Below are 24,291 nucleotides of genomic sequence, written 5' to 3' on the forward strand. Positions count from 1 at the left end.
GCCAACAACGCCCCCATGACGGTGAGTGTTCGGATCATCGTTGCCTCCTGTCGGGTCGTCTGGCGTGCCAGCTGGACGACCGTGGTTTTTGACAAGGGCCATGTGTTTCCGCTGGCTGAAGCATCATCGCCCTTGCTGCGCGTCCCGGCCGGTGGCCCGACTCGGGGTTTCTCCGAATTTCACGCTACGCCGGATGCGCAGCACATGTGTTGCGCACCGGGTTTCGGAGTGTTCGGAAATGTGACGGACTGTGACGCGTCCGTGCCGGGCGGCCTGTTCTAGCTTTTGTCACCGTCAAGCGCGGCCCGGATCCGGTGCGCCAGGTGAGAGGGGTCGACCGGTTTGGGCAGGATTTCAGGAGCCGGGCCATCGACCTGGATTGCGCCGGGGGAGTAGCCGGTGCAGATGATTACCGGCAGGTCCGGACGCAGGGCGCGGGCCTGGTTGGCAAGGGCCTCGCCGGTGATTTCCGGCATGACCATGTCCGTGACCAGAAGGTCGATCCGCCCCGGGTCGGCTGCCAGTTTCTCGGCCGCGACGCGCGGCGAGGTATAGGCTTCGACCCGGTAGCCCAGCCGCATGAGCATCCGGCGCCAGGTGGCGGCAATCTCGGTTTCGTCATCCACCACCAGAATGCGCTCGGATCCGCGCGGGGCCGGAGAGGCATCGCCGGGCAGGGTGCCTTCGGCCTCGGCCAGGGAGGTGCCGGGAAGGTGAATGACAAAGCGCGCGCCTTCGCCGGGCGCGCTGTGTACCTCGATCCGCCCGCCCATTTCCTCGACCAGCCCGGCCACAACGACCAGCCCGAGGCCCGAGCCCTTGCCCAAGGGCTTGGTCGTAAAGAACGGGTCGAACAGGCGCGCGCGGGTTTCCGAGGACATGCCGGGGCCGTTGTCCTGGATCGTCAGGCTGATCCAGCCGTCGGGGCGGTCGGCCAGCCCCTCGGGCGTTGCCCCGGCTGTCCTGGCACGGATGCGGATCAGCCCGTCCCCGGCGCCGATCGCTTCGGCGGCGTTGCGCCCCAGGTTCATGACGATCTGGTGCAGATGGGTGTGGTCGCCCAGTACCATGACCTTGTCCATCGCCCCACAGACATCGATCCTGACGGTTGGCGGCAGCGAAGCACGCAAGAGGCGCGCGACCTCCTGCACCACACCGCAGAGATTTACCGGCTGCGCCTGCCCGGGCTCGCGGCGGGCGAAGGACAAAAGCCCGTGCACCAGGCTCTGCGCCCGTTTCGCCGCGATCTCGATCTGCTCGATCTCGCCCGCCAGATCGCTGTCCTTCGGCGCATCCATTGCCGCCAGGTGAGCCGCGCCGACGATGGTGGTCAGCACGTTGTTGAAGTCATGGGCGATGCCGCCCGCCAGCAGCCCGACCGCTTCGAGCTTCTGCGCGCGGGCCACCTGTTCGCGGGCCTGGCGCCGTTCGGTAATGTCCTCGCCGATGCCGATGAAGTTCTGCACTGTGCCGTCGGGGCCCATCAGCGGCAGGATGCGCGTTTCGGCCCAGTAGGTGGAGCCGTCCTTCTTGCGGTTGCGGAATATTCCGTGCCAATCCTGCCCGGCGGCCAGTGCCCGGCGCAGCTCGTCATAGGTATCGGTCGAGGTGTCGCCCGATTGCAGGAATTTCGGCGTTTGCCCCTTGATCTCGCTTTCTTCCCAACCCGTGAGCTCGCGGAAGCGCCGGTTGGCATAGAGGATATGCGCCGAGGTGTCGGTAATGACGATGGTCGTGGGGCTCTGTTCGACCACGCTGGCCAGACGTTTTTCGGAGGCCTCGGCGTCGCGCCGGGCGGTCAGCTCCCGAGACAGACGTTTCAGCGTGGTCCCCATATCGGTGAACATGATGAAAAGCATCACCCCGATCGCGCCCGCGGCCAGAACCAGCGCCACGATCGACACGAAACCGATGCCGATCAGGGCGCGGCCCTGATAGACTGCGGCGAAGGTACGGCGGGTGGACAGGGTTCGCGCGTCGGTCCAGACCTTCTCGAGGTCGGCCAGGGCCTGTTCGGCGGCGCGGTCATCCACGCGCACCAGCTTGTCGACCTCGGCAATGGTCAGACGCAACCTGACCGCTTCGCGGGCGACGGCGAAATTCATGGCGTATTCGTCGATCGTGTCCTTCAGTGCGAAAAGCGCCTGTCGCTCGCGTTCATCGGTGGTGTGCGAAAGATATAGCTCGACCACCCCACCGAACTGGCGCAACTGTTCCTCGGCCCGCTCCACATAGCTTTCGTCACGCCGCAGCACGTAGTTCTTGAAGTTGTGAATGATCCCGCCATAGCCCATGTAGCCCCGGATCGAGCTGATCCAGACGCCTTTCTGCCCCACGTCGCCGTTGGAATGCGCCCAGGAGGCCTCGATCTCGCCAAATTGGCGGCGGGTCTCGGTCCCCAGATAGAGGCCCAGCAACACCGTGACCACCAGCAGGAAAAACGCCAGGGAACCGACCAGATAGAACCGGTTGGACGACGGAGTCTGAAGCGGGGTCTGAACCTGCATGACGGGGCACCTTGCAACAATTCGGATGTCGCGCCATGTTAGCGACAACGCGCGCAAGGGACTTGAGATGGATCAAACAATCCTCATCATTGATGATGACATGCAGCTGACCTCGTTTCTGTCCAGATTTCTGGCCAAACATGGTTTCAAGGTGCGAACGGCGAGCTCGGGCGCCAAGGCACGGGGGCTTTTTCAGGCCGATGATCTGCGCCTGATCGTGCTGGATCTGAACCTGCCGGATGCGGACGGGTTCGACCTGGTCAAGGAATTCCGTGCTGAGGTCGAGACGCCGATCATCATGCTGACCGCGCGCGATGAGGTATTCGACCGGATCGTCGGATTGGAGCTTGGCGCGGATGATTACCTGACCAAACCCTACGAGCCGCGCGAGTTGCTGGCGCGGATCAAGGCGGTCCTCCGGCGGTTCGAAGTCCCTGCGAACGGGGGGGATGGCGATGAACTCCCCGACAGTATCCGGTTCGAGGGGCTGGAGCTGGACATTGTAAAGCGCCGGTTGCGGCATCTGGGCGACGATCGGGTGATTGCGCTGACCGGGGCCGAATTCACCCTGCTCTGCGCCCTGGTCCGAACGCCCGGGCAGATCGTCAGCCGCGACCAGCTGATGGATGCGCTCTATGGCAATTCGGTTGCGATCACCGACCGGGCCGTCGACGCCCATGTCTCGCGCCTGCGCCGCAAGATCGACCGCGAAGAGGCGCGCAGTTCCCTGATCCAGTCGGTTCGCGGTGAGGGTTACGTGTTGGCCGTGACGGTGGACGTGGATTAGCCCTGCGCCGTGCTAACGGGTCGCCCAGCCCGGCATTTCCGCTTGGCGCGGGGCACACAGCCCGGTATCACCGGTCTTCCAGCAGCAAAGGAAGATTGCCTTGGATCAGATCGCACAGCGTATTGCCCGCACCATCGCCACTGAAATCGGGGCCTCCACCAACCAGGTGGGCGCGGCGGTCGAGCTTCTGGATGGCGGTGCCACGGTGCCTTTCGTGGCGCGTTACCGCAAGGAGGCCACGGGCGGGCTGGACGATACGCAACTGCGCACGCTCGCCGACCGCCTGACCTATCTGCGCGAGATGGAAGACCGCCGCGCGGCCATCGTCAAATCGATCGACGAACAGGGCAGGATGACCGACGATCTGGCCCGGGCCCTTGCCGGGGCCGAGACCAAGGCGGCCTTGGAAGACATCTATCTTCCGTACAAGCCGAAACGCCGCACAAAGGCGATGATTGCGCGCGAAAACGGGTTGGAGCCTCTCTTGCGCGAGATCGAGGCAGACCGCGGCGCCGATCCCGAGGTTCTGGCTGCGGGATACCTGTCGGAGGCCGTGGCGGATGCGAAGGCGGCGCTCGCCGGTGCGCGTGATATCCTCTCGGAGGAGCTGACCGAGAACGCCGACCTGCTGGGTCGTCTGCGCGCCTTCATGATGGAACACGCGAAGATCTCGGCACGGGTTGTGACTGGCAAGGAACAGGACGGGGCGAAGTTCTCGGACTATTTCGACCACTCCGAAGCCTGGGCGAAAATTCCCGGCCACCGCGCCCTGGCCATTCTGCGCGCCTCCAACGAGGGTGTGGTGACGATCGAAATCGCCCCTGATGAAGAGACCGGCCTGCCACGCGCCCTGTCCATGGTCGCTGCCGCCGTAGGCTGCGAGGGTGAGGCGCCAGGCGATATCTGGCTGCGCGCCGCCGCCCATTGGACCTGGCGCATCAAGCTCAGCCTGTCGATGTACATGGACCTTCTGGCCGAGCTGCGCCGCCGCGCCCATGAGGAAGCCATCACGGTGTTTGCCCGCAACCTCAAGGATCTGCTGCTGGCCGCCCCCGCCGGTCCCCGGGCCACGCTGGGCCTTGATCCGGGCATTCGCACCGGTTGCAAGGTGGCCGTGGTCGATGCGACCGGCAAGCTGCTGGAAACCACCACGGTCTACCCGTTCCAGCCCAAGAATGACATTCGCGGGGCCGAGGCGGCGCTGATCACCCTGATCAGGCGCCACGGTGTCGAACTGGTCGCCATCGGCAATGGCACTGCAAGCCGTGAGAGCGAGCGGCTGGTGGGAGATGTCCTGAAACTGCTGCCCGCCGAGGTGAAGAAACCCACCAGTGTGGTGGTGTCGGAGGCCGGTGCCTCGGTCTATTCCGCAAGCCAGCTCGCTGCCGAGGAATTCCCCGAGCTCGACGTCTCGCTGCGTGGGGCGGTATCGATTGCCCGCCGCCTTCAGGATCCACTGGCCGAATTGGTGAAGATTGAACCGCAATCCATCGGTGTCGGCCAGTATCAGCATGACGTCGACCAGCGCCGCCTGGCCCGCGCGCTGGAAGGCGTGGTCGAGGACGCGGTGAACGCGGTGGGTGTGGATCTGAACACCGCCTCTGCGCCGCTGCTGGCGCATGTGGCCGGGCTGGGTGCATCGCTCGCGCGCTCGGTCGTGGCGCATCGCGATGTCAACGGTGCTTTCGGCGCGCGCAAGGCGCTGCTGGAGGTGTCGGGTCTTGGTCCCAAGGCTTTCGAACAATGCGCGGGTTTTCTGCGCATCCGCGATGGCAAAGAGCCGCTGGACGCCTCCGCCGTGCACCCGGAAGCCTATGACATTGCGCGCAAGATCGTCTCGGCCTGCGGGCGGGATCTGCGTGCCATTGCCGGGGATGCCAGGGCGCTGACCCGGCTCAACGCCGAGGATTTCGTCACGGACGACTTCGGTCTGCCCACGGTGCGCGACATCTTTTCGGAACTCGAAAAGCCCGGCCGCGACCCGCGTCCCAGCTTCAAGACCGCGAGCTTCGCCGACGGGGTGGAAGACATCAGGGATCTCAAACCCGGCATGTTGCTGGAAGGAACCGTGACCAATGTCGCGGCCTTTGGTGCCTTCGTCGATATCGGTGTGCACCAGGACGGGCTGGTGCATGTCAGCCAGCTGGCCGACCGGTTCGTCAAGGATCCGCATGAGGTGGTCAAGACCGGCGACGTGGTCAAGGTCCGCGTGACCGAGGTGGACATCCCCCGCAAGCGCATCGGCCTGTCCATGCGCAAGGACGGCGGTGGCCGCCCCGGTGCGCAGGGCGGCGGGCGCCGGGATGGGCCGCAGCGCCGGGGGCCGGGCGGCCCCCGTGGTGGCCCCGGCGGTGGCAATCCCGGTGGCGGAAAGGGGCGCCCATCCCAGGGGGGCGGGCAGGGGGCGCTGGGCGCGGCCTTGCAGGACGCGCTGAAGAAGGGGCGCTGACCACCGTTGCGTGGCGGGCCCGCTGTGCGGCCTATCGAAATGACCGGAGGCCGGGCCAGCGCGGTATTTCCCGCCCAGCAGGCAATGCGCAACGGCGAATGCGGCGGGCAACCGCGCCCGGGGCTCTGTGAACGGGGCAGTGAAGGAAACACGCCTGCCGCGGCCGATTGCCGGGCGGCCGCTTTTTCCGACAACAGCGCCTGCCTGATCTGGTAAGGTCGGGAAAGGGCGTGCCTGTCGTTTCGCTCTCGGATGGCTTTCGGGTCCGGGTTGTGGGTCGGGCGGCGGAGGAAAACGCGCGCCTTGGCCAGATGATTACTGTGAAAGGCTGAGACATGGTGGAATTTGGAACCCTGCCTTCGGGCGAAGTCGTGCACCGGCTCACTTTGACAGGGGGCGGGCTGACCGCGCACCTGTTGACCAGCGGGGCGGTGTTGCAGGATTTGCGGCTCGAGGGGCATGACGCCCCCCTGGTGCTGGGGTTCCCGGATTTCGAGCCCTATCTCAGCCGTTCGCCCTATTTTGGCGCCATCGCCGGGCGCTGCGCCAACCGGGTCGCGAACGGGCAACTGGAGATTGACGGGGCGACATACCAGCTCGATCGCAACTTCCTGGGAAAGCACTGCCTGCATGGCGGGACGGACAGCATGGGCAAGCGGCTCTGGCGGGTAGAAGGGCACGGGCCGCACCACGCGGTCATGGCCGTGACCCTGCCGGACGGGCACATGGGCTTTCCGGGCACGATGACCGCGCGGATCACTTTCCAGCTTCTGCGCGGTGGGGTGCTGGATATTGATATCGAGGCCTGGACCGACGCGTCAACACTGTGCAACCTGGCGCATCACAGCTATTTCGTTCTGGATGACGGGCCGACGATCTCGGATCATCTGCTGAAGGTCGCTGCGCCCGATTACTTGCCGGTGGATGACGAACTGATACCGACTGGCGAGGTGCGCGACGTGGCAGGCACCGGTTTCGATTTCCGCGATTTCGCGCCGGTCGGGCAGGCCCATCCTGTCGATCACAACTTCTGCCTTTCCGATGACCGCACACCCCTGCGCCCGGTGGCCTGGCTGAAAAGCCGACGCTCCGGCGTAACGATGGAATGCCGCACCACCGAACCGGGGCTGCAGGTCTATGACGGGGCCAAGATCGACATCGACCTGCCCGGCCTGACGGGACGACCGATGGGCGCCCATGCCGGCATTGCGCTGGAGCCGCAGGTCTGGCCCGATGCCAACCACCACGACCATTTCCCACAGGCGCTGCTGCGGCCCGATGACCGCTATCACCAACACACGCAGTTCGTTTTCACGAAGGAAGATACATGAGCTTCTTCGGGTGGGAGGCAACGGGGATCGAGCCGGTGGGACATTCATGATCCTGATCACGGAATTCATGGAAGAAGAGGCGGTGGAGCGGTTGAAAGCGGCGCGTCCGACAGCCTACGCCCCCGATCTGGCCGACAGGCAGGAGGACATTCCCGCAAGGATGGCGGGTATTCAGGCGCTGATTGTACGCAACCGCACCCAGGTGACAGAGGCGCTTCTGGCCTCCGCGCCCGATCTTAAAATGGTCGGCGGATTGGGTGCGGGGCTCGACAATATCGACCTTGACGCCTGTGCCGCGGCGGGTGTCGAGGTGATCCCGGCCACGGAAGCGACCACGCTGCCTGTTGCAGAATACGTGGTTGCGAATGCCCTGATCCTGCTCAGGCAGGCCTATCAGTCAGGCCATGCGATGAAGGCCGGGAACTGGCCGCAGGCGGCGTGTTCGGGGCGCGAGGTGTCCGGGCGCCGGTTGGGGCTCATCGGCTTTGGTGCCATCGCGCAGGAAGCCGCGCGGCTGGCGACCGCGCTGGGCATGAAGGTCAGCGCCTATGATCCGCATGTTCCGGTAGACGACCCGGCCTGGGAGGGCGCCACGGCGCGCCATTTCGAAGCAATCCTGGCGAGCTCGGACGTGATCAGCCTTCACGTCCCGCTGAATGGCGCGACGCGACACATGATGAACGCCGAGGCCTTTGCGATGATGCGCGAAGGCGCGGTCGTGATCAATGCGGCGCGCGGGGGCGTGGTGGACGAAGCCGCCCTGGCCGATGCGATGCGCGCGGGTCATATCGGTGGGGCCGCCCTGGATGTGTTCGAAGAGGAGCCCCTGACCGAAGAGGGGGCCGGGGTCTTCAAGGGGCTCTCGAACCTCATCCTGACCCCGCATATTGCCGGGATCACCCGGGACAGCCATACCCGCGCCAGCACGATGATCGCCGATCTCGTGCTGGAGCGGCTTTCGTGAACACGGCTCAGGGAGGAACCATGGCCAAGGAGATGGACAAGCGGATCATCGGCGATTTCGTCGAGAACGGGGTGGATTTCGTCACCTCGGTCCCGTGCAAGCAACTTGCGGGGGTGATCGAGGTGCTCGACCGGACCCCGGCGATCAAACACGTGCCCTCGAACAAGGAAGACGAGGGCATGGGGCTTTGTGCCGGAGCTTACATGGGCGGAATGCGCCCGGCGATTTTCATGCAGAACACGGCGCTGGGGGTTGTGGTGAACACGCTGGCGACGCTCATTCAGTTCTATCAGATCCCGCTGCCGATGCTGATCAGCTATCGCGGTGAGGTCGGCGAGCCGGTCGCCTGCCAGGTCGAGATGGCCCTGCACACCAAGGCGATCCTGAACCAGCTGCATATCCCGACCTATCACTTCCACAGGCCCGAGGACGCCGATGAGCTGCCGGGCATCCTGAACCACACCCGGATGTGTTCCAAACCCGTCGCCATCCTGACCGATGCCAGCTTCTGGAGGGACGCCACATGATCCGCCATGACCTTTTGAAAACGCTGATCCCGGTGATCAGTGACCAGCTTGTGGTCTGCAATATTGGCGCGCCCAGTCAGGAGCTGCACAGCCTCGACGATCAGCCGACGAATTTCTACATGCTGGGCACCATGGGGCTGGCCAGTTCAATCGGGTTCGGCCTGGCGCTGGCGCAGGACAAGCCGGTGATCTCGATCGACGGGGACGGGTCGGTGCTGACCAACCTCGCCACGCTGTCGACCATCGCCAACAATCCGCGCGACAACTTTATCCTGTTGATCGTGGACAACGGCTCCTACGGCTCGACCGGGGATCAGCCAACCTATGCGGGGCGCAGAACCTCGCTGGCGGCGGTAGCCAGGGCCTGCGGCTGCGAGACCGTGATCGAGGTCGCAGCCGAGGACACTCCGCAGGCGCTGGCTGACGCGCTGGCCGCAAAACGCATGACCGTGATCGTGTCCAAATGCGACAGCGGCAACGTCCAGGTGCCGGTCATCACAATGAACCCGATCACCATCCGCGAGCGCTTCATGGCGGCCGTGGCGGAGTGATCCGGGCACTCGCCTGAGCGTTGAACGCCCGCGCGAATCCCGTGCGGGCGTTGACCTTGGGGGCCTCTTCCTCGCGCCCCGGCTCGATCCAATCTGCATATTAAAGGCGCTAACATCGGTTCCTGTGTCCGAAAGGTCGCATATGTTATGGCAAAACCGCGACCCACCCGCTGGCCATTTGCGACATACGCCTCTAAAAGAGCCCCGGGATCCGTTGCGCCGCGCCGACCGAAAATCGGGCGTGGCGCAGCCATATATGGAAGCGTCGATCGAAGGTCCGTGCCTTTGCCTCGGCGCCACGCGGAAGAGAGCAAGAACAACATGCAGAGTTTCAGATTGAAGAAGGGGTTGGACCTGCCGGTCTCCGGCGCCCCTGATCAGGTGATTCACGACGCGCCGCCCGTGCGCCATGTGGCGGTGCTGGGGGCGGACTATGTCGGGCTCAAGCCGCGCATGGCGGTGCAGGAGGGCGACGAGGTCAAACGCGGCCAGCCGCTGTTCTGCCACAAGGAGGCCGAGGCGGCCCAGATGGTCGCGCCGATGACAGGCAAGGTCATCCGCATCAACCGCGGTGCGCGCCGGGTGTTGCAGAGCGTGGTGATCGAAGTGACTGACGCGGCCGACAAGGGTGTCGATTTCTCCGCCGTGGGCAATGCCGATACCGCCGAGGGCGTGACCGAGAAACTCAGTGCCGCCGGGCTCTGGACCGCGTTCCGCACCCGCCCCTATTCGAAAATGCCGGTGCCGGGCAGCCAGCCGCAGGCGATCTTTGTCACCGCGGTGGACAGCGAGCCGCTCTCTGCCGACGCGGGCGTGATCATCAGCGAAGCTTCGCAGGACTTCGCCACCGGTCTTGCGGCCGTGGCCAAGCTGACCGAAGGCAAGACCTACCTGTGTCAGGCCCCGGGCGCCGCGCTGGCCGACGTGCCGGGTGTCGAGGTGGCTTCGTTCGAAGGCCCGCACCCCGCCGGCCTTGCCGGCACCCACATCCACTTCCTGCATCCCGTACGGGCCGAGGACATGGTCTGGACCATCGGCTACCAGGACGTGATTGCCATCGGGCGCCTGATCGGGACCGGCCATCTGGATCCCTCCGTGGTCGTGGCGCTTTGCGGACCGGAAGCGAAACAGCCGCGTCTGCTGCGCACGGTCATGGGGGCCTCGACCGACGAACTGACCGAGGGCGAGATCGCCACCGGCGAGCCGCGCGTCATCTCGGGCTCGATCCTGTCGGGGCGTCAGGCTGCCGGAGCAACCGCCTTTCTGGGCCGTTTCGCCCGTCAGGTCACGGTGATTCGCGAGGACCAGGACCAGCACCCGATGGGCTGGATCCGCCCGATGGGCAAGAAATACGCGGTGCAGCCGGTGCTGGGCTCCGCCTTTGCGCGCAAGCTCTTCCCGCTGACCACGAACCTCAACGGTGGCCGCCGCGCCATGGTGCCCACCGGCACATTCGAAGAGCTGATGCCGCAGGATTTCCTGCCGACCCAGCTTCTGCGTGCGCTGCTGGTGATGGATACCGACCAGGCCCAGGCGCTGGGCGCGATGGAGCTGGACGAAGAGGATCTGGGCCTTGTCGGCTTCGCCTGCCCGGCGAAATACGAATATGGCATGGCCCTGCGCGACAGCCTGACCAAGATCGAGAAGGAGGGTTGAGCCATGGGATTGCGCAGCTTCTTTGACCGCATCGAGCCGAACTTCACCAAGGGCGGCAAATTCGAAAAACTCTTCCCCGTCTACGAGATGGTGGAAAGCTTCCTGTATACGCCGAAGGCGGTGACTTCGGTCGCCCCGCACGCACGGTCCTACGTGGACATGAAACGCATCATGACCTACGTGGTGATTGCAACGATCCCCAGCATCCTGTGGGGCATGATCAACACCGGGTTTCAGGCCAACAGCGCACTTGCGATGATGGGTGACGCGATTGGTACGGGGGCCGCGACCGGCTGGCGCATCGCCATCCTTGACCTGTTCGGCATCTCGCTGGACCCGGCAAGTTATTTCGGCAACTTCGCCCACGGCTTCCTGTATTTCCTGCCCATCTACCTGACGACTCTGGTGGTCGGCGGCATCTGGGAAGTGATCTTTGCCACCGTGCGCGGCCATGAGGTGAACGAGGGCTTCCTTGTCACCTCGATGCTGTACACGCTTATCCTGCCGGCCTCGGCGCCGCTGTGGCAGGTGGCGCTGGGCATCAGCTTCGGCGTGGTGATCGGCAAGGAGGTCTTTGGCGGAACCGGCAAGAACTTCCTGAACCCGGCGCTGGTTGGCCGCGCGTTCCTGTACTTCGCCTACCCGGCCAGCATGTCCGGTGACGCGGTCTGGACCCCGGTCGATGGCTTCTCGGGCGCGACCGCGCTGGGGGTTTCGGCGGCTGAGGGCGTACAGGCACTGGCAGGCCGGGGGATCACCTGGATGGACGCCTTCCTGGGCACCATTCAGGGCTCGTTCGGAGAGACATCGACGCTCGCGATTGCCCTAGGCCTTGTCTTTCTGCTTGTTACCAAGATCGCCAACTGGCGTCTGATCGTGGGCTGCATGGCAGGCATGATGGCCTTCTCGGGTCTTCTGAACCTGATCGGGTCGGACACCAACCCGATGTTCGCAATGCCCTGGTACTGGCACCTGGTTCTGGGCGGGTATGCCTTCGGTCTGGTCTTCATGGTGACTGAACCCGTCTCGGCCAGCCACACGAACACGGGCCGCTACATTTACGGCGCGCTGATCGGCGTCATGGTTGTGCTGATCCGTGTGGTCAACCCGGCCTTCCCGGAAGGCATGATGCTGGCGATCCTGTTCGGCAACGTCTTTGCTCCGCTGATCGACCATTTTGTTGTTCAGGCCAACATCAAACGGAGGGCGCGTCGCCATGTCTGAGCCGATGAACGCAGAAAACAAGGGCGCCATCGCCCGGTTCCTGGCCGCACCGCCGGACACAGTGAGCAAGACCCTGTTCGTGGCCATTGCGGTGTGCCTGGTGGCTTCGATGATCGTGTCCACCGCCGCGGTGATCCTGCGCCCGACGCAGGAAGCCAACAAGCTGCGCGACAAGCAGATAAACATCCTGCAGGTCGCGGGCCTCTATGATCCGGCCATCGACATCTCGGACGCCTTCGAGGCGTTTGAACCACGGGTGCTGGACCTGGAGAGTGGTGAGTTCACCGACGCTTTCGATCCCGCCACATTCGACGATATCGCTGCCGCGGACGACCCGGAGCTCAGCCGCGCGCTGGAGGATGACCCGGCCTCGATCGGCCGCCAGTCGCGCTTCCGCACGGTCTACCTGCTGCGCGACGACGCAGGCGCGCTCGACAAGGTGATCCTGCCTCTGCATGGCTACGGTTTGTGGTCGACGCTCTACGGTTTCATCGCGGTCGAGAAAAACGGCAACGACATTTTCGGTCTGCAATTCTATTCCCACGCGGAAACCCCGGGCCTCGGCGCCGAGGTGGACAACCCGCGCTGGAAGTCACAGTGGAACGGCAAACGCCTGCGCGATGAGGCCGGCACGCTGCAAATCACCGTTGCCAAAACCGCCCCGCCTGCTGGCGCCGACTACCACATCGACGCGCTGGCCGGTGCGACACTGACCACGGCCGGGGTAGACAACCTGGTGAAATTCTGGATGGGCGAAGAGGGCTACGCCCGCTTCCTGGACAAACTGCAAGCAGGAGAGTTCTGATGGCTCAGACCAAACGCGAACTGCTCGTCGACCCGTTGTTCGACAATAACCCGATCACGCTGCAGGTCCTGGGCGTCTGTTCGGCCCTCGCCGTGACCTCGTCGCTGAAAGTCGCCTTCGTCATGTCGCTGGCCGTGATCTTCGTGACGTCGTTCTCGTCGATGTTCATCTCGATCCTGCGCAACCAGATCCCAAGCTCGATCCGGATCATCGTTCAGATGGTGATCATTGCCTCTTTGGTGATCCTGGTGGACCAGATCCTGAAGGCCTATGCGTTCGAGATCTCCAAGACCCTGTCGGTCTTTGTCGGTCTGATCATCACAAACTGCATCGTGATGGGCCGCGCCGAGGCCTTCGCCATGTCCAACCCGCCGGTGGCGAGCTTCCTGGACGGGATTGGCAACGGGCTGGGCTACGGGGTGATCCTGATGATCGTGGGTGTCATCCGCGAGCTGTTCGGCTCCGGCAGCCTGTTCGGCATCACCATTCTAGAGACCGTGAACAACGGTGGCTGGTACGTGCCCAACGGCATGCTGCTGCTGCCGCCCTCGGCCTTCTTCATTATCGGTCTACTGATCTGGGGCTTCCGCACCTTGAAGCCCGAGCATGTCGAAGCCCGTGATTTCAAGATCCAGACGGTGGAGGAGCACTGATGGAAGCGCTCATTTCCCTGGCCGTTAAGGCCGTTTTCGTCGAAAACCTGGCGCTGTCCTTCTTTCTGGGCATGTGTACCTTCATCGCCGTGTCGAAGAAGATCTCGACCGCGCTGGGGCTGGGTATCTCGGTCATGGTCGTGCAGGCGATCACGGTGCCGACCAACAACCTGCTGCTGAGCTATCTGCTCAAGCCGGGTGCGCTGGCCTGGGCCGGTTTCCCGGATGTGGACCTGACCTTCCTGGGTCTGATCAGCTACATCGGCGTGATCGCGGCCATGGTGCAGATCCTCGAGATGATCCTGGATAAGTACTTCCCGCCGCTCTACAACGCGCTGGGCATCTTTCTGCCGCTGATCACCGTGAATTGCGCCATCCTTGGTGGTTCGCTCTTCATGGTGGAACGCGACTACAACTTCGCCGAGGCGACCACCTACGGTCTGTCCTCGGGCTTTGGTTGGGCTCTGGCGATCACCGCCATGGCCGGTGTGCGCGAGAAGCTGAAATACTCCGACGTCCCGGCAGGGCTGCAGGGCCTCGGCATTACTTTCATCACCGCGGGGCTGATGGCGCTGGCCTTCATGTCCTTCTCCGGCGTGAAACTGTAAGGGGCTGCGATCATGGAAACGTTTACGCTTGGCGTCATCCTCTTCACCCTGATCGTGCTGGCCCTGGTGGCAATCATCCTGACGGCCCGTTCGAAACTGGTCTCGACCGGCAATGTGAAAATCACCATCAACGGCGAAAAAACCATCTCGGTCCCGGCCGGGGGCAAGCTCCTGCAGACGCTCGCGGGCGAGAAAATGTTCGTCCCCTCGGCCTGTGGCGGTGGCGGCACCTGCGCGCAGTGCCGGGTCAAGGTGCATTCCGGTGGCGGGTCGATCCTGCCCACGGAAGAGGGCCACATCACCAAACGCGAGGCCGCCGCTGGCGACCGTCTGTCCTGTCAGGTGGCGGTGAAACATGACATGGACATCGAAGTGCCTGAAGAGGTCTTCGGCGTGCAGAAGTGGGAATGCACCGTTCGGTCGAACGAGAACGTGGCCACGTTCATCAAGGCGCTGGTCCTGGACCTGCCGGAAGGCGAGGATGTGAATTTCCGTGCCGGTGGCTACATCCAGATCGAGGCCCCCGCCCACCATCTGAAATACACCGACTTCGACATCGAAGAGGAGTATCGCGAGGACTGGGACCGATTCAACCTGTGGCAATATGAAAGCCACGTGGCCGAACCGGTCGAACGGGCCTATTCGATGGCCAACTACCCGGATGAAAAGGGCATGATCATGCTCAACGTCCGCGTGGCCAGCCCCCCGCCGGGGTCCACGGACATTCCCGCGGGCAAGATGTCCTCCTACATCTTCAACCTGAAACCCGGCGACAAGGTCACGATTTCCGGTCCCTACGGCGAGTTTTTCGCCCGGGACACCAAAAAGGAAATGGTCTTTATCGGCGGGGGGGCCGGCATGGCGCCGATGCGTTCGCATATCTTCGACCAGCTCAAGCGGCTGCAGAACCGCGACCGCAAGATCTCGTTCTGGTATGGCGCGCGATCCAAGCGCGAGATGTTCTTTGTCGAGGATTTCGACGGTCTGGCCGAGGAGTTCGACAACTTCGAATGGCACGTGGCCCTGTCGGACGCGATGCCCGAGGACGAATGGACCGGCTACACCGGCTTCATCCACAATGTCCTGTTCGAGGAATACCTCAAAAACCATCCGGCGCCCGAGGACTGTGAATTCTACATGTGCGGTCCGCCCATCATGAACCAGTCGGTGATCAACATGCTCCTGGAACTGGGCGTCGATCGTGACGACATCATGCTGGATGACTTCGGCGGTTGATCGCCAAGTTCAAATACAAAACCGGACCGGCTCCCTCGGGGGCCGGTTTTCTTTTGGACCGAGCGTAAGCCGGGTCTTCGCCGACTGCCGCCGCTACCATCAAAAAAGGCCGCCCCCGAACGGAGCGGCCCGATGCCTTGGCGCATACGCCGGTCAGCCCACGATCATCATCCGCATGCGCAGGGCTTCGTATTCCAGCTCGTTCAGGCGGTAGCCCACCACGTCGCCGACTGTGATGATGCCCACCATCGCGTCATCCTTCATCACCGGCATATGTCGGAACCTGCCTTCGTTCATGTGTTTCAGCACCTCGAACAGCGGATCTTCGGGGTTGCAGACCTGCACCTCGCGGGTCATCAGGTCCTCGACCTTCTGCGGCAGGGTGCGGCCCGGCGTGTCCGCCAGCCGCCGCACGATGTCGCGCTCCGACAGGATGCCAACCACGGCACCGTTCTGATCCGTCACCACCACGGCACCGATGCGCTTGTCGCGCAGAGTCTCGACTACGGTGCCGATCGTGTCGGAGGGGCGCACGGTCACGACATCGCTTCCCTTCTGTTCCAGGATATTGGCCACCGTGCTCTGTGAATGGGACAGGTTCGACTCCGCACTCTGGCTATAGGTGTGCTTGTCTTCCTTGTCGCCGACATGGGGAGATTGGTATGAGGTGGGGGCCATGGTCTTCTCCTAGTTCTGCGCGCCTCTTGAGCCCATCTTAGCGCGCTTGCGCCTGCTGACCAGAGTAGAAAACAATTGTTGAAGGACGCTGAATGCCCGAGCTCTACCTGACCCCGACCACCGGCATGATCCTGGTCTTTATCGTGGTGGTCTGCGGCCACCGGTTCCGCAAGGCCTGGAAGGAGCAGGAAGAGGGCTGGCAGCGCCGCGCCTGGATCTTTGGCGTGCCCGCGTTCCTGGGGCTTCTGGCGCTCGGTTTTCTACCGCTGGAATACTAAGGCGTTTCTACTTGAACCCGAGACAGGTTTGAGCGGAAACGCCATGAAACCTATCAATATTGTAGGTGTTTCGAGCAAAACCCGTGAGTCAGGTTTTTCTCGAAACGCTTTAGGCGCGACCACAGGTCGGTTTGACTCGTTTTTTCCCCTGTGCCATAGCTCCCCGCGACTTCAAGGAGCCCGCCTTATGCGCCGTCTGATCCTGCTTGCCCCGCTGCTTTTCCTGACCGCCTGCCTGTTCGACAAGGACCCTGAAATTGTTCGCTTGTCGGGCGAGACCATGGGCACGACATTCAACATCACCGCCATCGGCGAGGACCTGGACGAAAAGGCCCTGTCGGCCCGCGTGGATGCCGCGTTGGCTGCTGTGAATGCCAGGATGTCGAACTGGGATCCGAATTCCGAAGTGTCGCTGTTCGCCGCCTCGGACAGCACCGATCCGCAGCCTGTCTCGCCGGAGTTTGCCAAGGTGATCGCGGCCGCAAACGAGGTGCACGCGCAGTCCCGTGGCATGTTCGACGTGACCCTTGGTCCGCTGATCCAGCTCTGGGGTTTCGGTTCGCGTGAGCCCGCCGATCCGATCCCCGCCGATGACGCAATCGCCGCGGCGATGGAGGCAATCGGCCAGGCGCGCCTGTTGAGCCTGGACGAAAACGCGCTGACCCTGGCCAAGGGCCGCCCGGACACCCAGGTTTTCCTGGCTGCCATCGCCAAGGGTTACGGCATTGACGCCGTAGCCGCCGAGCTGGCCGCCGAAGGGGTTGAAAGCTACATGGTCGAGATCGGCGGCGATCTGGTCACAAGGGGCACCAATGCCGAGGGCCTGCCCTGGTCGATCGGGATCGAAACGCCGGAGCCTGGCGCACAGGGACAGGTCGAACTGGTGGTGCCGGTCAGCGACCTGGGCATGGCGACCTCGGGCGACTATCGCAACTTCTTTACCCACGAGGGCCAGCGCTATTCCCACATCATCGACCCGACCACGGGTCGTCCGATCACTCACCTGACCACTTCGGTCACGGTGCTGGCCGAGGACGCGATGATGGCCGATGCCTGGGCCACCGCCATGCTGGCCCTGGGCGCCGAACGTGGCCTGGAAGTCGCGGCCGCCAACGATATCGCAGTTTTTTTCATCTCGCGGGGTGCGCCCGGCGGGGATGAGACCTATATCACTTCGCAGAGCGCGGCCTTCACCGCCGCCACCGCCAACTGACCTGCCAACTGATCCCGGAGCCCTGACATGAGCACCTTCATTCTGGCCTTTATCATCCTCATGCTGGTCGTGGTCGGCATGAGCCTGGGCGTTCTTCTGATGGGCAAGACCATCAAGGGCAGCTGTGGCGGTCTGAACGCGATCTCGGGCTCGGACAAATGCGTGGTCTGCTCCAAGGACGTCGATCCCGACAGCCCGCTGCGCGACAAGCTGATGTGCAAGCGCAAACGGGAAATGCTGGAGCGCATGGAAGCCGAGGGTGAAGTCGAGACAGGCTAACCCCGTCCGGGTGGATCGAACGCCTGTAGCCCTATAGCCCCATTTCTTCAGGCCTTGGCGGAGCACAGCGATCCCCTCGTCCATGAGGCCCCGTTTGTCCGGTGCCGGACCCGAAGGCCCGGCACCGCGCGTGTTCAGGATCCAGAGGCTGTAAGGCCCGGCTTCCCGTAACTGGCCTTCCTAGAAGAACCCCAGCTTGTTCGGGTTGTAGCTCATCAGGACGTTCTTGGTCTGCTGGTAGTGGTCCAGCATCATCTTGTGGGTCTCGCGCCCGATCCCCGACTGTTTGTAGCCGCCAAAGGCCGCATGGGCCGGGTAGGCGTGGTAGTTGTTGACCCAGACACGGCCTGCCTCGATCGCGCGCCCGAAGCGGTAGCAGCGGTTGGCGTCGCGCGTCCAGACACCCGCGCCCAGCCCGTACATCGTGTCATTGGCGATCGCCAGCGCCTCTTCCTCGTCCTTGAAGGTGGTCACGGACACGACGGGGCCGAAGATCTCCTCCTGGAAGACGCGCATTGAATTGTCGCCCTTCAGGATGGTCGGCTGGATATAGTGACCGTTTGCCAGCTCGCCGTTGAACCGTGCCGCGTCGCCGCCGACCAGCACCTCGGCGCCTTCTTCGCGGCCGATGGTGAAATAGGACATGATCTTGTCCTGCTGCTCCTGGCTGGCCTGCGCGCCGACCATGGTCTCCATGTCGCGCGGGTCGCCCTGCTTGATCGCCTTCACCCTCTCGATGCAGCGGGCGATGAACTCGTCATAGATGTCCTCCTGGATCAGCGCGCGCGACGGGCAGGTGCAGACCTCGCCCTGGTTGAAGGCGAACAGGACGAAGCCCTCGACCGCCTTGTCCAGGAAGGCGTCATCCTGCGCCATCACGTCGGAAAAGAAGATGTTCGGGCTCTTGCCGCCCAGCTCCAGCGTGACGGGAATCAGGTTCTTGGTCGCGTGCTGCATGATGATGCGCCCGGTCTCGGTCGAGCCGGTAAAGGCGATCTTGGCAATCCGGTCCGAGCTGGCCAGCGGGCCGCCCACATCCGGGCCCATGCCGTTGACGATGTTCAGAACCCCATCGGGCAGGAGATCGGCGATGACCTCCATCAGGACCATGATCGCAGCCGGCGTCTGTTCGGCGGGTTTCAGCACGATGCAGTTGCCGGCGGCCAGCGCCGGAGCCAGTTTCCACGCCGCCATCAGCACCGAGAAGTTCCAGGGGATGATCTGCCCGACCACGCCCAGCGGCTCGTGGAAGTGATAGGCCACGGTGTCCGCGTCGATCTCGGACATATTGCCTTCCTGGCTGCGTAGAACCCCCGCGAAGTAGCGAAAATGGTCGACCGACAGCGGAATGTCCGCGGCGGTGGTTTCGCGGATCGGCTTGCCGTTGTCCCAGGTCTCGGCGGTGGCGATCAGGTCCAGGTTCTCTTCGATGCGATCGGCGATCTTGAGCAGGATATTCGAACGCTCCGCAGCCGAAGTCTTGCCCCAGGCGTCTTTCGCGGCATGGGCGGCATCCAGTGCCAGTTCGACGTCAGCCGCGCCCGAGGCGGCGCATTCGCAGATTTTCGCGCCGGTGATCGGTGTCACGTTGTCGAAATACCTGCCTTCGACCGGGGGCACGAATTTGCCGCCGATGAAATTGTCATAACGTGCCCTGAAAGGCGAGGTATAGGTGCCGCCCTGGGGTTGGGTCATTTCGTTCATGGTGTTTCCTCCTATGGTCCGGCTCCTCCAGCCGGGGTGAGGGGACCATGACGGGGCCAGCGCCGGGAATCACCCGGTCCGAAACTGCCACGCGCCCGATGTGTCTCACCGCTGAGACAGGTCAAGTTGCGAAACCTCGTTCCTTTCATCTTTCCTGAAATATCCCGGGGGTCCGGGGGCTGGCCCCCGGCGCTGCCCCGTCGTCGGACGCGTCGGCCCGGCGGTGTACTCAGTCGCCCAGACCCAGCCGTTTCATGCGGCGATAGAGCGTGGCGCGGCCGATTCCCAGGGCGCGGGCGGCCTGGCTTACATTACCCTCGGCGCGGGCCAGGGCGCGGATGACGGCGGCGCGTTCGGCCTTTTCGAATCCGGTCGGACCGTCCTCGCGCCCCAGGATGTCGGCAGCGGGACGCGGAGTCAGGGCGCCCTGCATGTTCAACCCGAAGGCGCGTCGGGCTTCGCGCGTGGCACCGATAACCAGGTCGTGGTCGTCGACGGCCAGAAGGGTCGCGGCTTCGGCATCCTCGCTTTCCGCCACCACGATGCGGGCGCCCGCGAAGCTGGCGCGGAAGTTTGCTTCCTCGATGGCGCGGGCTGTCTGGGCAACCTGCGCGCCGATCAGCCGGTTGAACCCTTCGGTCTGGTCCGCCCGGGCCGAGGACACGTCGAGCGCGGCTAGGATCTGCCCCTCGGCGCCGAAGATCGGCGCGTCGATGCAGCTCATCGCGGTGTTGCGGGCAAGGAAGTGTTCGTCGCGGTGGATGATCACCCGGCGCTGTTCGGCCAGGCAGGTACCGATCCCGTTGGTGCCCTCGCGCGCCTCGCTCCAATCGGCACCAACAGACAGGCCCCAAGCCGCGAAGACCGGCGCGTCCGCTTCGCTGAAACGCTGGTCCAGGATCACGCCGTCATTGTCGGTCAACAGGACCGCGCAGCCCGACTGACCGACGAGGCCGAACAGCCGGTCCAGCCGGGGGGATGCGACAGTCATGAACTTGTCGAACTGTTCCAGCCGATCGCGCAGGTGGCTGCCCTCTACCCGCTCCGGCCCCCGGTTATGGGCCGGGTCCAGACCGTGCTTGTCGACCGAGCGCCGCCAACTGGCCGCCAGGCGCGAGCGCGCGGCGGCGGATGGCGAGCTGGTCACTTCCATGACCTTTTCGATATGGGCGCTGGTGCGCGGCATGGCCTCCTCCGATCCTCCTCCGGATTGCGGCGACCTTAGCCCGGTGGCGCCGCGCAGGTAAACCCGGATGGTGTTCGGGCGGTGATGCCCCTGTTGCTGCTCCCGAGACGGGGAAGAGGCCGGGTCATCCCTGCCAATCCCGTGCGACCGGCGGAGCCAGGCGCAGAAGGTCCACCGCCCGGGCGGCAATCTGGTCTATGACGGCATCCAGGCTGTCGGGATGCAGGTAGAAGGCCGGCACCGGCGGCAGGATGATGCCGCCCATTTCCGTGACTGCGGTCATGTTCCTGAGATGCGCCAGCGTCAGCGGCGCCTCGCGGGTCAAGAGCACCAGCGGGCGGCGTTCCTTCAGCTGCACTCCGGCGGCGCGGGTCAGCAGGTTGTCGTCCAACCCGTTCGCGATGGCCGCCAGCGACCGCATTGAGCAGGGCGCGACGATCATGCCCGCCACCGGGGCCGAGCCCGAGGCGATGGTGGCGCCGATATTGCCGCGTGCGTGCAGCGTGCCCATGGCGGTCAGTTGGTCGAGTGCTCCCGGTCCGCATTCCTCGGCCAGGGTGCGTTCGGCGGCGGCGGAGACTACGAGGTCGATCTGCGCGCCCAGCCCCGACAGGCGCCGCGCGCAGGCCAGCGCCAGCGCCGCGCCCGAGGCCCCCGCGACGCCCAGAACGACCCGGGCCGTCATGCCAGCCCTCGTTTCGCAAGCAGATCGGCGGCAAAGGCCACGTCCTGAGGTGCGGTCTTCATTACCGTTCCCCATTCGCGCGAGGTTTCCGCCCCCAGCTTGGTGGTGGCGTCGATGCCGATCTTTCCGGCCAGCCCCGGCTCGGGCGAGGCAAAATCGAGGTAGTCCATCGGCGTATTCTCCAGCATCATCACGTCGCGCGACGGGTCCATGCGCGTGGCCAGCGCCCAGGCGATGTCATCCCAGTTGCGCGGGTCGATGTCATCATCCACGACAATGATCATCTTTGTATAGCTGAATTGCGGCAGCATGCCCCAGAGCCCCATCATGACCCGCCGTGCCTGACCCGGATAGCGCTTGTTGATCGAGATCACCGCCATACGGTAGCTGCACGCAGCCGGTGGCAGCCAGAGGTCGCGAATTTCCGGCATCTGGTCGCGGATCACCGGCAGGGCCAGCTGGTTGAACACCTCGCCGATGATGGCGGGCTCATCCGGTGGCCGGCCGGTGTAGGTGGACAGGTAAAGCGGGCTTTCCCGCGTGGTCAGGGCGCTGACCGTCATGACCGGAAAGGGCTCGGCGGGATTGTAGTATCCGGTGTGGTCGCCGAAGGGCCCTTCCGGGGCTGTCTCGGTGGGATCGACCCAGCCCTCGATCACCATCTCGGCATCCGCGGGCACCATCAGCGGCACGGTCTTGGCCGGCACCAGCCGGGGCCGCGCGCCGGAGAACACCCCGGCGAAGGTCAGTTCGGACACGGTTTCGGGCAAGGGCAGCGCGGCGGAAAGCAGCGTGGCGGGATCCGCGCCCAGCACGATCGCCACGGGCATCTTCTCGCCCGCCGCCTGCCAGCTCCGGTGATGCGCCGCACCCCCGCGATGCTCCAGCCAGCGCATGATGATCTTGTTTCGCCCGATCACCTGCGCGCGGTAGACGCCTGCGTTATAGCGGTTCACGTCGGCGGCGTCGGAGCCATGCGGGCGGGTCAGGACCACGGGCCAGGTGATCAAGGGGCCGGCATCGCCCGGCCAATGGGTCTGGATCGGCACACGGGCCAGATCCGGTGTCTCATCCACCACGGTCTGCACCGGCGCCTTGCGCACCACTTTTGCGCGGGTCGACAACGCCGCTTTCAGCATCGGCCAGCGCGACAGGGCATCGCGCATGCCCTCGGGCGGGGTAGGGGTGCGCAGCGCGGCGAGGAACGCGCCCAGATCGTCCAGCCCGTCCAGCCCGACACCGAGCCCGGCGGCCACCCGTTCCGTGGTTCCGAAGAGGTTCACCACCACCGGCGCCTCGGACTGGGTGCCATCTGCCAGGATCGGCGCGTCGAAACGCAGGACCGGCCCGCCTGCCTCCAGCACCTGACGGTGCACGGCGGTCATCTGGTGCTTTACCTCCACCGGGTCGGGCAGCGCGGCCACCTCTCCGCGGGCGTCGGCCCAGTCCAGAAAGGCGCGCAGGGTGGGGAAGGGGGGCAGGCTGCGCATGCGGGCTCCTATCACGTCAACCCTCGCGCCATATCATGCACACCCCTGCAAAAATTGACCATCGTCAAGTCGCGCACCGTGAAAGCCGCTAGGACAGGTCCGATGCAGGGCCTCGATCCGGGCCCGTACGCGCCTGAAAGGACCCCGTCTTGCACGATCACGCTGTCGAGCTTCCCCGTTTCCCGCGCCTGCCCGCGCTGGCCCTGAAGGGGCTGCCGCTCGCACCGCTCTCGCTCACCCTGTCCGCCTTTGCCCGCCGCATGGCGTCGCGCCACCCGTCGATGTTCCGCCGGCTGGGCGAGCATGCGAAGGCCCGCTTCGTGCTGGACCCGACCGACCTGCCGATCTCGATGGCGCTGGAGCCGGCCGAGGGGCGACCGCGACTGGAGCTCTCGCGTGGCCCGCTTGACGGGGATGCCCGCATTGCCGGGCCACTGGCGGCGCTTCTGGGCATGGTGCACGGGGCCTATGACGGCGACGCGCTGTTCTTTTCCCGCGACCTTGTGATCGAAGGCGACACGGCGGCCGTTCTGGCCCTGCGCAACGCGATGGATAATGCCGAACTGGACCTCGCCGCCGAGGCCGAGGCCATTTCCGGCCCGCTGGGTGCCCGGGTGCGCCGGCTGATCGACTTTGCAGAACGCAGAACCGGCGTGGCCCTGTCGCGCCAGGAGGACTTGTACGAATGGTAATGGAAATCGTTTGCCCCGCCGGCACCCCCGCCTCGCTGCGGGCCGCGGTGAAGGCCGGGGCGCACACGGTCTACTGCGGCTTTGCCGACGAGACCAACGCGCGCAACTTCCCCGGGCTGAACTTCGACCGCGAGGAAATGCGCGAGGGCGTGAAATTCGCTCATGACCACGGCGCCAAGGTGCTGGTTGCGATCAACACCTATCCCCGCGCCGGCGCCGAGGCCCTGTGGCACCGTGCCGTGGCCGATGCGGAACGCTGCGGGGCGGATGCGGTGATCCTGGCCGACCTGGGCCTGCTGGCTTATGCCGCCAAGAACCACCCCGGGCTGCGCCGTCACCTGTCTGTTCAGGCTGCTGCCGCCAATGCCGACATGCTGAACTTTTACGCCGCCGAGTTCGGCGTGAAACGCGTGGTCCTGCCGCGCGTTCTTTCGGTGCCGGAAATCGCCGTCATCAACGCCGAAACCGAGGTTGAGACCGAGGTCTTTGTCTTCGGTGGCCTCTGCGTGATGGCCGAGGGGCGTTGCTCGCTGTCGTCCTATGCAACCGGGGAAAGCCCGAACATGAACGGCGTCTGTTCGCCTGCCTCCCACGTGGAATACCAAGAGGATCAGGGCGCGCTGTCGGCCAAGCTGGGCGGCTATGTCATCCACAAGGTCGGCAAGGATGAACCCGCCCCCTATCCGACACTCTGCAAGGGCTGTTTCAGCGCCGGGGAGGAGACAGGACACCTGTTCGAGGATCCGGTCAGCCTGAATGCCGAGAAGCTGATCCCGGCGCTCGCCAAG

General features: G+C 64.6%; 25 protein-coding genes. 19 read left to right on the forward strand and 6 right to left on the reverse strand.

Annotated features, from left to right (window positions below; all coding sequences use genetic code 11):
• On the forward strand, nucleotides 1-282 hold a 282-nt coding region (locus Q1V43_RS13230; protein ID WP_300518809.1), incomplete at its 5' end, for a hypothetical protein.
• On the opposite strand, the gene Q1V43_RS13235 is transcribed toward Q1V43_RS13230, so the two are convergent.
• A complete protein-coding gene (locus Q1V43_RS13235) occupies nucleotides 279-2,507 on the reverse strand; it encodes a PAS domain-containing sensor histidine kinase (protein WP_300518811.1) in 2,229 nt (742 codons plus the stop codon). The genes Q1V43_RS13230 and Q1V43_RS13235 overlap by 4 nt on opposite strands.
• Nucleotides 2,508-2,574: 67 nt before the next feature.
• Here Q1V43_RS13235 and Q1V43_RS13240 point away from each other — a divergent pair, with 67 nt between their 5' ends.
• From Q1V43_RS13240 to nqrF, 13 genes are all read left to right on the forward strand, one after another.
• Nucleotides 2,575-3,294, forward strand: a complete 720-nt coding sequence (locus Q1V43_RS13240; protein WP_300518813.1) for a response regulator transcription factor — start codon at nucleotides 2,575-2,577, stop codon at nucleotides 3,292-3,294.
• Nucleotides 3,295-3,394: 100 nt separating this feature from the next.
• Entirely contained in the window at nucleotides 3,395-5,743 is a 2,349-nt protein-coding gene (locus tag Q1V43_RS13245; protein WP_300518815.1) for a Tex family protein, read from the forward strand.
• Between the two features lie 167 nt (nucleotides 5,744-5,910).
• Complete coding sequence (locus tag Q1V43_RS16625) at nucleotides 5,911-6,075, forward strand: flagella basal body P-ring formation protein FlgA (RefSeq protein WP_366146220.1); 165 nt, start codon at nucleotides 5,911-5,913, stop codon at nucleotides 6,073-6,075.
• A 3-nt stretch (nucleotides 6,076-6,078) separates the two neighbouring features.
• Nucleotides 6,079-7,074 (forward strand): aldose epimerase family protein, encoded by a 996-nt coding sequence (locus Q1V43_RS13250; RefSeq protein WP_300518817.1) that lies wholly within the window; start codon nucleotides 6,079-6,081, stop codon nucleotides 7,072-7,074.
• A 46-nt stretch (nucleotides 7,075-7,120) separates the two neighbouring features.
• Nucleotides 7,121-8,038, forward strand: coding sequence for a hydroxyacid dehydrogenase (locus Q1V43_RS13255; protein WP_300518819.1), 918 nt, complete (start codon nucleotides 7,121-7,123; stop codon nucleotides 8,036-8,038).
• Nucleotides 8,039-8,058: 20 nt separating this feature from the next.
• Nucleotides 8,059-8,565 carry a sulfopyruvate decarboxylase subunit alpha gene (comD, locus tag Q1V43_RS13260; protein ID WP_300518822.1) on the forward strand — a complete coding sequence of 169 codons (507 nt, stop codon included), beginning with the start codon at nucleotides 8,059-8,061 and terminating at the stop codon, nucleotides 8,563-8,565.
• Nucleotides 8,562-9,116: a sulfopyruvate decarboxylase subunit beta gene (gene comE / locus Q1V43_RS13265; protein WP_300518824.1), complete on the forward strand. Its 555-nt coding sequence runs from the start codon at nucleotides 8,562-8,564 to the stop codon at nucleotides 9,114-9,116. The genes comD and comE overlap by 4 nt, the downstream gene beginning before the upstream one ends.
• 321 nt (nucleotides 9,117-9,437) lie before the next feature.
• On the forward strand, nucleotides 9,438-10,772 hold the full coding sequence (locus Q1V43_RS13270) for a Na(+)-translocating NADH-quinone reductase subunit A (protein ID WP_300518826.1): 1,335 nt from the start codon (nucleotides 9,438-9,440) through the stop codon (nucleotides 10,770-10,772).
• 3 nt (nucleotides 10,773-10,775) lie between these two features.
• Nucleotides 10,776-11,996, forward strand: coding sequence for an NADH:ubiquinone reductase (Na(+)-transporting) subunit B (locus tag Q1V43_RS13275; RefSeq protein ID WP_300518829.1), 1,221 nt, complete (start codon nucleotides 10,776-10,778; stop codon nucleotides 11,994-11,996).
• On the forward strand, nucleotides 11,989-12,801 hold the full coding sequence (locus Q1V43_RS13280) for a Na(+)-translocating NADH-quinone reductase subunit C (protein WP_300518831.1): 813 nt from the start codon (nucleotides 11,989-11,991) through the stop codon (nucleotides 12,799-12,801). The genes Q1V43_RS13275 and Q1V43_RS13280 overlap by 8 nt, the downstream gene beginning before the upstream one ends.
• Complete coding sequence (locus Q1V43_RS13285; RefSeq protein ID WP_300518833.1) at nucleotides 12,801-13,454, forward strand: NADH:ubiquinone reductase (Na(+)-transporting) subunit D; 654 nt, start codon at nucleotides 12,801-12,803, stop codon at nucleotides 13,452-13,454. Before Q1V43_RS13280 ends, Q1V43_RS13285 begins: the two co-directional genes overlap by 1 nt.
• Nucleotides 13,454-14,062 carry an NADH:ubiquinone reductase (Na(+)-transporting) subunit E gene (nqrE, locus tag Q1V43_RS13290; RefSeq protein ID WP_300518836.1) on the forward strand — a complete coding sequence of 203 codons (609 nt, stop codon included), beginning with the start codon at nucleotides 13,454-13,456 and terminating at the stop codon, nucleotides 14,060-14,062. The genes Q1V43_RS13285 and nqrE overlap by 1 nt, the downstream gene beginning before the upstream one ends.
• Nucleotides 14,063-14,074: 12 nt before the next feature.
• Nucleotides 14,075-15,298 (forward strand): NADH:ubiquinone reductase (Na(+)-transporting) subunit F, encoded by a 1,224-nt coding sequence (gene nqrF / locus Q1V43_RS13295; protein ID WP_300518838.1) that lies wholly within the window; start codon nucleotides 14,075-14,077, stop codon nucleotides 15,296-15,298.
• 153 nt (nucleotides 15,299-15,451) lie between these two features.
• Here the strand turns inward: nqrF and Q1V43_RS13300 are convergent, their stop codons facing one another.
• Nucleotides 15,452-15,976, reverse strand: a complete 525-nt coding sequence (locus tag Q1V43_RS13300) for a CBS domain-containing protein (protein WP_300518841.1) — start codon at nucleotides 15,974-15,976, stop codon at nucleotides 15,452-15,454.
• A gap of 92 nt (nucleotides 15,977-16,068) precedes the next feature.
• On the opposite strand from Q1V43_RS13300, the gene Q1V43_RS13305 reads away from it, so the two are divergent.
• The 3 genes from Q1V43_RS13305 to nqrM all read left to right on the forward strand — a co-directional run bounded on the left by Q1V43_RS13305 (nucleotide 16,069) and on the right by nqrM (nucleotide 17,746).
• Nucleotides 16,069-16,254 (forward strand): hypothetical protein, encoded by a 186-nt coding sequence (locus tag Q1V43_RS13305; protein WP_300518843.1) that lies wholly within the window; start codon nucleotides 16,069-16,071, stop codon nucleotides 16,252-16,254.
• A gap of 187 nt (nucleotides 16,255-16,441) precedes the next feature.
• Entirely contained in the window at nucleotides 16,442-17,467 is a 1,026-nt protein-coding gene (locus Q1V43_RS13310; RefSeq protein ID WP_300518845.1) for an FAD:protein FMN transferase, read from the forward strand.
• Nucleotides 17,468-17,494: 27 nt separating this feature from the next.
• Nucleotides 17,495-17,746, forward strand: a complete 252-nt coding sequence (gene nqrM / locus Q1V43_RS13315; RefSeq protein WP_300518847.1) for a (Na+)-NQR maturation NqrM — start codon at nucleotides 17,495-17,497, stop codon at nucleotides 17,744-17,746.
• 180 nt (nucleotides 17,747-17,926) lie between these two features.
• Here the strand turns inward: nqrM and Q1V43_RS13320 are convergent, their stop codons facing one another.
• The 4 genes from Q1V43_RS13320 to Q1V43_RS13335 all read right to left on the reverse strand — a co-directional run bounded on the left by Q1V43_RS13320 (nucleotide 17,927) and on the right by Q1V43_RS13335 (nucleotide 22,811).
• The gene (locus Q1V43_RS13320; RefSeq protein WP_300518849.1) at nucleotides 17,927-19,450 is read right to left on the reverse strand and encodes an aldehyde dehydrogenase family protein; all 1,524 of its coding nucleotides are present in this window, start codon (nucleotides 19,448-19,450) and stop codon (nucleotides 17,927-17,929) included.
• A gap of 229 nt (nucleotides 19,451-19,679) precedes the next feature.
• Nucleotides 19,680-20,636, reverse strand: a complete 957-nt coding sequence (locus Q1V43_RS13325) for a helix-turn-helix domain-containing protein (RefSeq protein WP_300518851.1) — start codon at nucleotides 20,634-20,636, stop codon at nucleotides 19,680-19,682.
• 124 nt (nucleotides 20,637-20,760) lie between these two features.
• Nucleotides 20,761-21,321, reverse strand: coding sequence for a UbiX family flavin prenyltransferase (locus Q1V43_RS13330; RefSeq protein ID WP_300518853.1), 561 nt, complete (start codon nucleotides 21,319-21,321; stop codon nucleotides 20,761-20,763).
• Nucleotides 21,318-22,811 (reverse strand): UbiD family decarboxylase, encoded by a 1,494-nt coding sequence (locus tag Q1V43_RS13335; protein ID WP_300518855.1) that lies wholly within the window; start codon nucleotides 22,809-22,811, stop codon nucleotides 21,318-21,320. Before Q1V43_RS13335 ends, Q1V43_RS13330 begins: the two co-directional genes overlap by 4 nt.
• A gap of 149 nt (nucleotides 22,812-22,960) precedes the next feature.
• Between Q1V43_RS13335 and Q1V43_RS13340 the strand changes: the two genes are divergently transcribed.
• Together Q1V43_RS13340 and Q1V43_RS13345 are read left to right on the forward strand one after the other, a co-directional pair.
• Complete coding sequence (locus Q1V43_RS13340; protein ID WP_300518858.1) at nucleotides 22,961-23,503, forward strand: SCP2 sterol-binding domain-containing protein; 543 nt, start codon at nucleotides 22,961-22,963, stop codon at nucleotides 23,501-23,503.
• Nucleotides 23,503-24,291, forward strand: a 789-nt coding sequence (locus Q1V43_RS13345) for a peptidase U32 family protein (protein ID WP_300518861.1), incomplete at its 3' end; no start/stop codon positions are given. The genes Q1V43_RS13340 and Q1V43_RS13345, both read left to right, overlap by 1 nt.

Origin of the sequence: Aliiroseovarius sp. (genome assembly GCF_030148435.1) — a bacterium.
GTDB lineage: Bacteria > Pseudomonadota > Alphaproteobacteria > Rhodobacterales > Rhodobacteraceae > JASBTN01.